At 41.0% G+C, this 12,565-nt stretch carries 13 protein-coding genes; all 13 read left to right on the top strand.

Annotated elements, in window-relative coordinates; translation table 11 throughout:
- Positions 1-69: 69 nt before the first annotated feature.
- The 13 genes from FYJ52_RS07945 to tig all read left to right on the top strand — a co-directional run bounded on the left by FYJ52_RS07945 (position 70) and on the right by tig (position 12,565).
- Positions 70-504: an RrF2 family transcriptional regulator gene (locus FYJ52_RS07945; RefSeq protein ID WP_154576690.1), complete on the top strand. Its 435-nt coding sequence runs from the start codon at positions 70-72 to the stop codon at positions 502-504.
- On the top strand, positions 497-1,636 hold the full coding sequence (locus FYJ52_RS07940; RefSeq protein WP_154576689.1) for a cysteine desulfurase family protein: 1,140 nt from the start codon (positions 497-499) through the stop codon (positions 1,634-1,636). Before FYJ52_RS07945 ends, FYJ52_RS07940 begins: the two co-directional genes overlap by 8 nt.
- A 150-nt stretch (positions 1,637-1,786) precedes the next feature.
- Positions 1,787-4,441: an alanine--tRNA ligase gene (gene alaS / locus FYJ52_RS07935; RefSeq protein WP_154576688.1), complete on the top strand. Its 2,655-nt coding sequence runs from the start codon at positions 1,787-1,789 to the stop codon at positions 4,439-4,441.
- A 72-nt stretch (positions 4,442-4,513) separates the two neighbouring features.
- Entirely contained in the window at positions 4,514-4,792 is a 279-nt protein-coding gene (locus FYJ52_RS07930) for an IreB family regulatory phosphoprotein (protein ID WP_154576687.1), read from the top strand.
- 58 nt (positions 4,793-4,850) lie between these two features.
- A complete protein-coding gene (gene ruvX, locus FYJ52_RS07925; RefSeq protein ID WP_154576686.1) occupies positions 4,851-5,273 on the top strand; it encodes a Holliday junction resolvase RuvX in 423 nt (140 codons plus the stop codon).
- Entirely contained in the window at positions 5,260-5,445 is a 186-nt protein-coding gene (locus tag FYJ52_RS07920) for a hypothetical protein (protein WP_154576685.1), read from the top strand. The genes ruvX and FYJ52_RS07920 overlap by 14 nt, the downstream gene beginning before the upstream one ends.
- Before the next feature lie 32 nt (positions 5,446-5,477).
- Positions 5,478-5,741, top strand: a complete 264-nt coding sequence (locus FYJ52_RS07915; RefSeq protein ID WP_154576684.1) for a DUF1292 domain-containing protein — start codon at positions 5,478-5,480, stop codon at positions 5,739-5,741.
- Positions 5,742-5,756: 15 nt separating this feature from the next.
- Positions 5,757-6,497 (top strand): DNA/RNA nuclease SfsA, encoded by a 741-nt coding sequence (sfsA, locus tag FYJ52_RS07910; protein ID WP_154576683.1) that lies wholly within the window; start codon positions 5,757-5,759, stop codon positions 6,495-6,497.
- Between the two features lie 122 nt (positions 6,498-6,619).
- Positions 6,620-8,251 (top strand): ribonuclease J, encoded by a 1,632-nt coding sequence (locus FYJ52_RS07905; protein ID WP_328598790.1) that lies wholly within the window; start codon positions 6,620-6,622, stop codon positions 8,249-8,251.
- A gap of 49 nt (positions 8,252-8,300) precedes the next feature.
- Positions 8,301-8,672, top strand: coding sequence for a YlbF family regulator (locus tag FYJ52_RS07900; protein ID WP_154576682.1), 372 nt, complete (start codon positions 8,301-8,303; stop codon positions 8,670-8,672).
- A 2-nt stretch (positions 8,673-8,674) separates the two neighbouring features.
- Entirely contained in the window at positions 8,675-9,823 is a 1,149-nt protein-coding gene (gene mltG / locus FYJ52_RS07895; protein ID WP_154576681.1) for an endolytic transglycosylase MltG, read from the top strand.
- Between the two features lie 44 nt (positions 9,824-9,867).
- The gene (locus FYJ52_RS07890; RefSeq protein ID WP_154576680.1) at positions 9,868-11,115 is read left to right on the top strand and encodes a peptidase U32 family protein; all 1,248 of its coding nucleotides are present in this window, start codon (positions 9,868-9,870) and stop codon (positions 11,113-11,115) included.
- 97 nt (positions 11,116-11,212) lie between these two features.
- Positions 11,213-12,565 carry a trigger factor gene (gene tig, locus FYJ52_RS07885; protein ID WP_154576679.1) on the top strand — a complete coding sequence of 451 codons (1,353 nt, stop codon included), beginning with the start codon at positions 11,213-11,215 and terminating at the stop codon, positions 12,563-12,565.

The raw sequence follows: 12,565 nt of genomic DNA, 5'->3' as shown, positions 1-12,565 counted from the left end.
CGAATGTGATATAATGAGATTCAATTCCGAGCAAACAACTTGGAATTGATGCTTTTTTGGAGGCAAAAAATGAAATTATCAACAAAAGGACAATACGGCGTCCTTGCCATGTGTGAACTGGCTGCGCATTACGGAGATGGTCCAATGTCGGTCAAGGAGATTGCAGAGCGGCAAAACATATCAGACGCCTATTTGGAACAACTTTTTTCATCATTAAAAAAAGCAGGGCTGATTACGAGTTTGAGAGGTGCACACGGTGGCTATAAATTGAGTCGCCAGCCAAACGAAATTGCGGTCGGAGAGGTCATCGATGCGGTCGAGGGGCCAATTGAATTTTGCGGGTGTAGCGGCTCAGAAGTCAGTGTACATTGCGGCCGGGAAATGGCCTGCCCGACAGCGGCACTTTGGGGAGATGTGTTGAACAGCATTCGCAATGTTGTCGATCATCGCTCTCTTCAGGACTTAATTGTTTCTCATCCAAAGACAACTAAAGAAAATGAATAGTCAAAAAATATATTTAGATCATGCGGCGACAACGCCGATGAGTCCTGAAGTGTTTGAAAAGATGAATCCTTTTCTCACTGATACGTTTGGTAATCCTTCGGCTGTTTATGCAGAAGGAAGAGCAGCAAGAGCGGCTGTCGAAACGGCAAGGGAACAGGTAGCTAAAAGCTTAAATGCGCATCCAGAAGACATTTATTTCACTTCTGGTGGATCTGAGTCGGATAATTGGGCAATAAAAGGTACAGCTTTTGCTATGCGGGATAAAGGCCGGCACATTATTACTTCTGAGATTGAACATCCAGCTGTATTGAACACCTGCCATTTCCTAGAACAATTCGGGTACGACGTCACTTATCTTCCGGTTGACCAGTATGGGCTGGTCTCCGTTCAAACGCTTCGAAATGCAATTCGGGACGACACGATCTTAGTTTCGATTATGATGGCCAATAATGAGATTGGCACGATTGAGCCGATTAAGGCATTGGCTGAGGCTGCACATGAAAAGCAAGTCCTGTTTCATACAGACGCGGTTCAGGCCTTTGGCAATATGCCAATTAATGTTACTGATTTGGGCGTTGATATGCTTTCCTTGTCGGGGCATAAATTTTATGGTCCGAAGGGAACGGGCGTATTATTTTGCCGTCGAGGTATCCAACTCGAAGCGCTTGTTCACGGTGGAGAACAAGAACGCGGCGCACGTGCAGGAACAGAAAATACAGCAGGGATTGTTGGTATTGGTGAAGCCTGTGAGTACGCTGACCGGCAATTATCTGCAAATATTGAACATGAGCGGAAGTTGACACAGTATTTAATCGATCATCTCACGAAAATGCCAGGAATTTATTTGACCGGCCATCCTAGTCAACGTCTTCCGGGAAATGCGAGCTTTTATTTTGAAGGGATTCATTCTGAAGCACTTATGACGGCGCTGGATTTAGCTGGTATTGAAGCTTCAGGCGGCTCAGCTTGTACGGCAGGCTCTATCAATCCGTCTCATGTCTTAAAAGCTGTTGGACTGGACAATGAACAGGCCCGAAACGCACTGCGTTTGACAGTGGGAAGAGAAAATACGCTGAAAGAAATGAAACAGACGGTTTCAGTCATTCAGAATATCATTAAACGGATGCAGTAGTGTATCATTGTAACCAAAAATTTAATGAGGGTCAGGGCTTGTATCGTTGATACTGCCTTGACTTTTTTTTTCGTTAAGTTAAAATTAAAAATGTTCTAAAAGATAAAAAATAATAGATACAGACAATTTGAAAGGATAAATATATTCAGCATGGAAGCATTGGGATTAAATGAAATTAGAGAACGGTATCTGTCTTTTTTTGAAAGCAAAGGGCATTTGAGATTGAAAAGCTTCTCGCTTGTTCCGCATAATGATAAAAGCTTACTGCTCATCAATTCTGGTATGGCGCCGATGAAGTCTTTCTTTACCGGAGATGAAATCCCGCCGAGAAAACGTGTAACAACGTGTCAGAAATGTATCCGTACACCGGATATTGATAACGTTGGTAAAACGGCTCGTCACGGTACTTTCTTTGAAATGATGGGCAATTTCTCTTTTGGTGACTATTTCAAACCAGAAGTTATTCCATGGGCTTGGGAATTCATTACCAAGGATTTAAAAATCGATCCTGAAAAAATATACGTCACCATTTATTTAGACGATGAACAGGCCCATGAATTGTGGCGTTCTGTTGGTGTTGAAGAAGATCACATAAAGCGTCTTGGGAAAGAAGACAACTTCTGGGAACACGGCACGGGTCCATGTGGTCCGTGCTCGGAAATTTTTTACGATCGCGGCGAAAAATATGGCTGTGGCAAACCGACTTGCGGTCCGGGATGCGATTGTGATCGTTACGTCGAATTTTGGAACCTTGTTTTTACTCAATTTGATCGCGTAGAAAATGGCGATTATCTGCCATTGGATCATCCCAATATTGATACGGGGATGGGCCTTGAAAGAATGGCAACCATTATGCAGGGTGTGGACAATATTTTCGAAGTCGATACGATCCGCCATATCTTAGATTATATTTGTAGTCTTTGCGGTGAACATTACGGTGATGACGATCAAAAGGATGTTTCGATCCGTGTCATTACAGATCATATCCGCTCAGTTACCTTTATGATTGGCGATGGGATTATGCCAAGTAACGAAGGCCGTGGATATGTGCTGAGAAGAATTTTAAGACGTGCTGCACGCCATGGCCGTCTATTGGGAATTAAAGGCGCCTTCTTATACGACGTTGCAAAAGAAGTGATTGCCGTTTCCGGAGATGCTTATCCAGAAATAAAGGAAAAGCAGGAAACCATTCAAAAAGTAATTAAGATCGAAGAAGAACGCTTCGATGCGACGATCGATCAAGGCCTCAATCAGCTCAATGCGATGATGCGGGCTATGAAGGAAGAAGATCCGGATAATCATATTTTCTCTGGAGAAGAAGCTTTTAAATTATACGATACATTTGGATTCCCCTTTGATCTTACGAAAGAAATCGTAGAAGAAGAAGGATATACGATTCCAAAAGAAGAATTTGATGACGCGATGAATGCGCAAAGAGAAAGAGCGAGAACAGCTAGAGCACAAAATGACACAGCTGTCTGGGCTGACGATCCCTTCAATCCATTGGGGCCGGATGCTGTAGACACTTTTGTCGGCTATCAAAAATTAAAAGCTGATGCTGAAATCATTGGATTAATTGTCAACGATGAATTGGTTCAAGAAGCCCATCAGGGAGATGACGTGCTGGTCCTGTTAAATCAAACACCGTTTTATGCACAAAGTGGCGGTCAAGTTGGGGATACAGGCCGGATCGAAAGCGAAGATGGCAGCAGCTTAATCGAAGTTAACGATTGCCGGTACGGAAGCCTGAAGCGTCATATCCATTATGGGAAAGTGGTCGAAGGTGATTTCCATGTCGGTCAAACAATTTATACACATGTTGATGAAACAAAACGTTACGCAACAGCGAGGAACCATACAGCAACACATATGCTGCAAAAAGCATTAAAAATGGTGTTAGGTGATCATGTTGAACAAGCTGGGTCTTTTGTATCGCCGACACGGCTTCGCTTCGACTTTAACCATTTCCAGCCTATGAAAGCTGAAGAAATTAAGCGGGTTGAAGAAATCGTCAATCAAGCTATTCTCAAGTCTATGCCGGTTGAAACATTTGAGACAGAAATCGACAAAGCAAAAGAAATGGGCGCGATGGCTTTGTTTGGAGAAAAGTATGGCCATATTGTTCGCGTTGTGAAAGTTGGCGATTATTCAATCGAACTTTGTGGCGGAACTCATTTACAGAATTCAGCCCAAGCGGGTATGTTTAAAATCATCGGTGAAAATGGTGTTGCCGCAGGCATTCGTAGAATTGAAGCGACGACGGGGATGAACACTTATCGTTGGGCAGAAAAAGTTGAAGGCGTCAACGCAAAAGCTTCCGCCATGGTTAAAGCTGCTCCTGATCAGTTGATTGATCGGCTCCAGGAAATGGAAGATCAGCTTAAAGAAAAAGATCGTGAAATCACATCACTAAAACATCAGCAGGCGGATTCCGAAGCAGGGGAATTGTTAAATAAGATTCATACGGTTCAAGGCGTCAAGGTATTGATTGCTGAGGTCAAAGTGGAAGACGTCAATGAAATGCGCGAATTGTCAGATATGATGAAAGATCGCATGGGCAGCGGCATTGTTGTCTTTGGAAAAGCCGACGCTGACAAAGCAAACTTAATTGCAACAGCAACTAAAGATGTTGTAAAGAAAGGTTTTCATGCCGGACAGTTGATTAAACAGATCGCAAAGACTGTTGGCGGTGGAGGCGGTGGACGTCCAGACATGGCGCAAGCTGGTGGAAAGAAACCTGATGCTTTAGATCAGGCATTAGTACAAGCAGAAGATATTATTTCTGAACAGATTGCCGAACAATAAATAATTTAGTCTTGTTTTAATATCAAACTTGCGTTAAAATAAATCAAGATTAAACAGGAGGAGAAAGACATAATGGGCATTAATAATCAAAATGATGTCGAACAAGGGACCATCATGTTCGATGCTGATAAGCAAAGAGGACAAGCGATCGATATGATTATGAGATCTGTTCGTGATGCTTTAATCGAAAAAGGATATAACCCAGTTAATCAGATTGTTGGCTACGTTATGTCCGGAGATCCGACTTATATTACGAGCTATAACGATGCAAGAACGTTGATCCAGCGGATCGAACGGGATGAGTTATTAGACGAATTGGTAAAGCGTTATTTGGATAAACTGCCAGAATAACAGTTAAATAATGATTTAAAGTCCCAGCAGAAATACTGGGATTTTTTTTTAGAATCAAATGGAAAGAATATTAGGATTAGATATCGGAGATAAATATATCGGCATTGCCGTTTCTGACGGGTTAGGAATTACGGCTCAAGGATACCGCACGTACAAGCGGGGGACGCGGCAAGCAGATTTAACTTTTTTTAATGATGTTATTGTACAATTTAACATTCATACGATTGTTGCAGGTTTGCCAAAGGATATGAATGGAACAGAACGGACACAGGCCAGAAAAACACAAAATTATTGTAATTTTTTAGCAAAGCGGTTAAACTGTTCTGTGGTTTATATTGATGAGCGATTGACTACAAAAGCATCTGAAAATGTACTGATTGAAGGCGGCGTTCATCGTAAAGATCGGAAAAAATATATCGACACCTTATCGGCTCAGCTGATTCTTCAGATGTATTTAGATCAGATTAATGACAAAGCATAAAAATGGCTTTAATATGGAGCAGACTCAAAATTTAGAATTTAATCGTTTGATAGAAAAAGACGACGGCAGTTACATGGTTTTTATTGATGAAAATCATCAGGAACATGTGATGAAAATGACTGATTACGATGATAACGGCGAAAGGCATTTTATCTTAGAACCAGATGATTGAAATAATATATTTTAGCAAAAGGAAGTGAAAAGATGGAAAATCAAGATAATCAGACTATTATCTTAAAAAATGAAGATGGTGAAGAACGTGAATTTGAATTGGTTTGCACATTAAGCGTTGAAGAAAATGAATACGCTATTCTGGCAGATTTGGATTCAGAAGACGCTGTTGCTATGAGAATTGAGGGTGAAGGCGAAACAGCTGCTTTAATTCCCGTAGAGGACGACGAAGAATTTGAAGAAGTTGCGGCAGCGTACGACTCAATTTCACCAGAAGAGCTGGGCTATTCTGAATAACATCAAGAACGCAAGTTGGAAATATCAAAATATCCAGTAGTTAACGGGAAATTTATTAAAAGACGCAATCGTTTTGTCGCTGAAATTTTATTAGCCTTGACCAATCAAAAGGTCGAGGCACATGTTCCCAATACAGGGAGAATGCGTGAATTATTAACAAATGATGCAGAGGTTGGACTGGCTTATTGTCCATCTCCGACAAGAAAAACAGATTATACCCTGATTACAGTTCGTTATCAAAATATCTGGGTATGCATTGATGCTATTGCGGCAAATCGTTTGGTTTACGAATACCTATCGCAGCAAAAAGATGTCAGGCGGCTTCGTCGAGAGGTGACTTATCGGGACAGCCGATTTGATTTGGCCAGAGAAGACGGAAAAGGTTTCGGCTATATCGAAGTAAAAAGTGTGAATCTTGTTCATATCACGCAGGATCATCGTCATCGATGCGCCTGCTTTCCCGATGCACCGACCAAAAGAGGAACAAAACATATAAAAGAATTAACTTCAGGACTGAAAGAGCATCAAAACAATGCCCTTTATTTTGTTGTACAAAGAAATGATGCGGATTGTTTTGTCCCAAATCGATCAACGGATCCGGAATTCTCTCAGGCATTCATCAAAGCTAGACAAGAAGGACTGGCAATACACGTCTTACTGTGCGATGTAACGATTGATCAAATGAACGTCATCAAAGAAATTCCCGTGTATGCGTTAGATGACAAAGGAAACATAACGAAAGGAAATTACGATTGAACGAACAGAAACAAAACAGTAATGGTAATAAAAAAAGCAGCCCGAAACGTCACGGCTGGTTTAGAAAAAAGAAAAAGAAAAATAATAACAACACTGGAAAAAAACACGATAAGTTAAAAGTTATTCCCATTGGTGGTTTAGGCGAAATTGGGAAAAATATGACGGCTTTTGAGTATGACAATCAGATTGTGATTGTCGACTGTGGGATGATGTTCCCCGAAGATGGTATGTACGGCATTGATTCGGTGCTGCCTGATTTTTCCTATTTGGTTCAGAATGCCTCAAAAGTCAAAGCGTTAGTCATTACCCACGGCCATGAAGATCATATTGGGGCGATCCCTTATCTGCTGAAGGAAATCAATGTTCCGATTTATGCAACAAAATTTACAATGGGGCTTATTGACCATAAATTAGAAGAACATCGGTTAATCAGTCAAGCCAAGCGCCATGTGATTGCAGCTGGTAATGAAGTGACAATTGGGGATTTTCGAATTGAGTTTATCCATGTCAACCACAGTATTGCCGACGCTGTTGCACTTTGCATTAAAACGCCTGCAGCGACCGTATTCCACACGGGTGACTTTAAAATTGATTTCAACCCGGTAGATGGCGATATCATCGACTTGCAGCGCATTGCAGCTTTAGGTAACCGTGGGGTCGATTTGCTTTTGTGTGATTCGACAAATGTCGAAGAAAACGGCTATGCTGGCAGCGAAAGTGAAATAGGAAAAACGTTCTACGATTTATTCAGAGGAAATAAAAAGCGTATTATTGTGACAACTTTTGCATCAAATGTGCATCGTGTCCAGCAGGTTATTAATACAGCGGCGGTCTATAATCGGAAAGTTGTTATCAATGGACGCAGTATGGAAACGATGGTCTCGGTTGCCAGTGATTTAGGCTATTTAGATATTCCAAAAAATTTGGTCATCGATATCCACGAAATGAAGAAATACAAGCCATCTCAGCTGGTTGTCATAACGACAGGCTCTCAGGGTGAGCCGATGGCCGCACTCGGTCGAATGGCTAACGGCAATCATAAATATCTTCAGATTGACAAGGACGATACTATCATTATTTCAGCATCACCCGTCCCGGGAAATGAAAAAATGGTTGCCGAGATCATCAATAAATTAGTTGATTTGGGTGCTGAAGTCATTTACAATAAATTTGCTAACATTCATACATCGGGCCACGCAAAACGCGAAGAACTGAAAATTATTCATACTTTAGTGAAGCCGACGTTCTTCATGCCGGTCCATGGTGAAGCGCGTATGCTTAAGCTGCATGCGAATTTAGCACAATCTTTAGGGATGGATGCAAAGAATATCCGTATCCAGCAGAATGGGGATGTGATGCAGCTAAGCCATAAAGAATTTAAGAAAATTGATGAAATTTCTGCGGAACCTGTTTTAGTGGACGGTTTAGGTGTCGGGGATATCGGCAATATTGTTCTTAACGATCGTAAACGTCTGTCAGAAGATGGCCTTTTTATTGTTGCCATAACAATGAAAAACGGCAAAGCCGTTTCAGGACCGGATATTATTTCGAGAGGCTTTGTCTACATGCGTGAATCTGAAAAACTAATTAACGGTGCAAAAGGAACGGTTCAAAAGGCCTTGAAAAATTGCGAAAATAAAAAAGTGACAGATTGGAAAACAATCAAGAGCGACATTCAGGAGGCACTTTTCAAATATCTGTACAAAGAAACACAAAGAAAGCCGATGATCCTCCCGATTTTGATGGAAGCTTAAATTCAAATGGTTTTGCTAATAATCATGTGATGGGGAGATAATATAAAACATGAATATTTACGACGAGATCGATCAATTTACGCAAAAACTCAGCAGTTCACCTGAATGTGCGCGCTTTAAAGCGGCTCAGCAAAAAATAGATGCTGATCCTGAAATGAAAGAAAAAGTTGAAGCGTATATGCGAGAACAAGCGATGACGCAAGCCCGCCAAGCAATGGGGATGCCATTGTCTCAGGAAGAAATTGAACATTTTAATCAGAAAACACGGGAAATGCTGTCGATTCCAGAAATTGCCGAATTTTTTCAGGCGCAAATGCTGGTGCTTCCTATATTAAAAACATTGGCAGAACGTACTGCCAATGCTGTGGGTTTTGATTCAAGCGTTTTGAATGGTGTGTTGGGCAATTTCACAGGAGCATAAATATGACACAAAAAGATAAATCTTCTCTATTTGATGAGAATCCGATAGACGAAAATGAGAAAATAAATCTTTTCGCCGATTCTGAAAGCGTTAAAGAGAATATTCAACGTTCCCGAAGGAAGGTTTTCCTAACACTTATTGTGATTGCGCTTTGTGCGGCAGGTCTTTGTGCCGGATGGCGGATTTATTATAACAATCAGCTCGAACCGGTTAGTAACAGTAATAAAAAAATTATTGTTGAAATTCCAGAAGGTTCTAATATCGATGATATTGCAAAAATTTTATATGAAAGTGGTTTGATTAAAAACCGCATGGTTTTTCAGAGTTATGCGGGAAGACACAGCCGAGGGATTAAGCAAATTAAGGCAGCGAATTATCGTTTTAAGCCTTCGATGTCATCTGTTGAGATTTTTAATGCGATGTTGAATGGCAAGGATTATGATGGCGCAGTGGCGATCACGATTCCGGAAGGAAAAAATATAAAAGAGATTGGAGAAATCCTGGAATCACGTCATATTTGTTCATCAGAAGATTTCATCAACGAGACAAAAAAGATATCAGACTATAAAAAACGGTATTCGATTTTGAGTTCCTATCCGGATAACGCAGCTGGGCGTACGCCGATGGAAGGGTATTTGTTCGCCGACACCTATCAATTTACTTCAAACAGTAGTGCGGCTGCTGTGGTGTCCCAAATGCTTGCAAACACACAGAACAAGTTTTCGGATGCGATGCTGAAGAAAATATCAGATCATCATCAAACGGTCGATCAGATTTTGACAATGGCGTCTTTAATTGAGACCGAATCAAAATTAGACAGTGACAAACCCAAAGTTGCCTCTGTTTTTTATAATCGCTTGTCCAAAAACATGAAACTGCAGTCTGATGCGACGGTTAACTACGCTTTGGGTGAAAAGAAAACTAAGATCACCAATACGGATTTAAAGGTCGACTCACCGTACAATACATACGCAAATAACGGGTTACCAATTGGGCCGATATGTTCACCGAGTTTGAAGTCCATTCAAGCAGCTATTAATCCGGCTAAAACGGATTATTTGTATTTTGTTTCTGACGCATCCGGAAAAACCTATTATGCAAATAATCTGCAAGATCATCAGTCGAATGTCGATAAATATTTAAATCAATAGATAATAAAGAGCACGCGGATGCGTGCTTTTTTTGAGGTAGGAAAATGAATCAAACAAAAAAACCAGAATTACTCGCACCCGCAGGAAATTTTGAAAAACTAAAATACGCACTCGCTTATGGAGCGGATGCCGTATACTGTGCAGGGAAAAAATTTGGACTGCGCGCCAGAGCAGATAATTTTGATGAAAAGACACTTGAGCAAGCGGTTATATACACGCACAATAAAGAAAAGAAAATTTTTGTGACGCTCAATATGATCCCACACGATAATGATTTTGAGGGCTTAGCAGATTACATTCGATTCTTAGATAAGATCAATGTAGATGCAGTGCTCGTCGCCGATCCGGGTGTTTTTACCCTTGTGAGAGAGATTACACCCAACATGAAAATATCGGTCAGTACGCAAGCGAATAATGTCAATAGCCGAAGCGTGAAATTTTGGCATGACCTCGGCGCATCACGCATTGTACTTGCTCGGGAATTGTCGGGAAAGGAAATTCAAGATGTCTGTCAGAATAGACCAGGAGAGATGGAAATCGAAACCTTTGTCCACGGCGCGATGTGTATATCCTACAGCGGGCGATGTTTGCTGTCACATTATTTAACTGGAAGGGATGGCAACAGAGGGGATTGTGCGCAACCATGTAGATGGCAGTATCAATTAGAAGAATCCAAACGTCCAGGCGAATTTTTCCCAATTGAAGAAGATAAGACGGGAACATTTATAATGAATTCAAAAGATCTATGTCTGGCAGAAAAAATTCCTGAACTGATCAAATTTGGCGTAAACAGTTTTAAAATAGAAGGCCGGATGAAAAGCGCCTTTTACGTGGCAACTGTTGTTTCAGTCTATCGCAAAATAATCGATGCCGCATTGGCCAATCCTGATTTTACAGTGCCGCATGCTTGGATCGAGGAGTTGACTAAAATCAGCCACCGACATTATACCACTGCTTTTTACGATCATACGCCGTCAGCTGAAGCAGAAAATTTTGGCAGTAGCAGCTATACACGCAATTACGATTTCTCAGGCATTGTTTTGGAGGATTTTTCAGGGACAGGCAGGATGCATGTCGAGCAGCGCGGAAAAATTTTAGTAGGCGATTACGTTGAAATCATCCAGCCGGAGCAAAACGCAGGGCATCCACTATTTCTTTCTTGCCAAGTGAAACGTTTGTTTGATGAGCAGGGCAATGAAATTTCTTCAACGCCTCATGCAAAGATGCACTATCAGATGGAATTTGATCATCCCGTGAAAAAAATGTCGATATTAAGAAAACAGCTGATTTAGCATAGAATGAATCAAAGTTTTTTTCTTGATTGAAAAAAACGCGTATGTTATACTTTAAAAATTGAATAAGAGTAATAATAGTGGTTTGGAGGATAAAATGACTGCAAAGATTATTGAAAATGAAAAAAATGTCGTAAAACTGGAAATGAGTATCCCACAGGATAAATTCCAGAAAGCGATGGATCAATCGTACAAAAAAAATAAAAAGTATTTCACTATTCAAGGTTTCCGCAAGGGAAAGGCACCGAGAAAAGTGATCGAAGCTCACTATGGGAAAGAAGTTTTCTTGGAAGATGCCATTGAATTTGCATTTCCAGAAACCTATCAAGATGCGATCAAGGAAGTTGAAATTGAACCAGTGACGCGTCCATCACTTGAAAAGGTTGAAGATGTCGGTGATAATGGCGCAACCTTTATTGTTAAAGTGGCAGTGAAGCCGGAAGTTAAACTTGGCGATTATAAGGGTGCAGAAATTCCGGTTTTAGAACAGCCTGTTGACGATGCAGATGTCGTAGAACGTTTAAAACAGATGCAGAATCAGAACTCTAGATTGGTTACAGATGACCAGGCTGCAGCAGAAAACGGGGACACTGTAGTCATTGATTATGAAGGCGCTGTTGATGGCGTACCGTTCGATGGTGGAAAAGATGAAGGTTACAGCCTCGAATTGGGCAGCAACACGTTTATCCCTGGATTTGAAGACCAATTAGTAGGTGTAAAAGCGGGCGATGACAAAGACGTCAACGTTACTTTCCCTGAAGATTATCATGCAGAAGATCTTAAGGGAAAAGACGCTGTCTTTAAAGTACATGTTGTAGAAGTTCAAAGAAAGGAACTTCCGGAACTTGACGATGAATTCGCAAAGGATGTCAGTGAATTTGACACTTTAGATGAATTAAAGAATGATCTAAAAGACAAGATTGCGAATGAAAAGAAAGAAGCTAGACTCAACACAGCAAGACAGGCTGCGCTCGATTATGCAGTACAGAATGCAGAAATGGATATTCCGGAAATGATGATCGACGAAGAAGTCGACCGCGATTATGAAAATCTCCAGCGCCAGATGTCGGGTCAGGGTCTATCGATGGAAAATTACTTCAAATTCACTGGCCAGAGCAAAGAAGTCTTCAGAGAATCTATGGCACCGGATGCCGAAAGAAATATCAAAGCGGATTTAGTGCTTGAAGCCATTGGCAAAGCAGAAGAAATCAAACCATCTGAAGAAGAAATCGATGATGAAATTAAAGAATATGCACATGCGTTTAACCAGGAATTTGAAAAATACAAGGAATCTCTTGACGATCAGATGATGGAATACATCACGGATACCCTTAAACGACGCAAGGCTTTAGATTTATTGGTCGATGCTGCAAATCAGATTGATGATTTCGAAGCAAAACAGAAAGAATCAGAAGAAAAAGCAGACACGGCAGAAGAAAAGGAAGACTAA

The organism is Pseudoramibacter porci (assembly GCF_009696145.1).
Taxonomy (GTDB): Bacteria; Bacillota; Clostridia; order Eubacteriales; family Eubacteriaceae; genus Pseudoramibacter; species Pseudoramibacter porci.
Note: the sequence above shows the minus strand (reverse complement) of the source record. Positions and strands in the feature narration are given on the sequence as shown.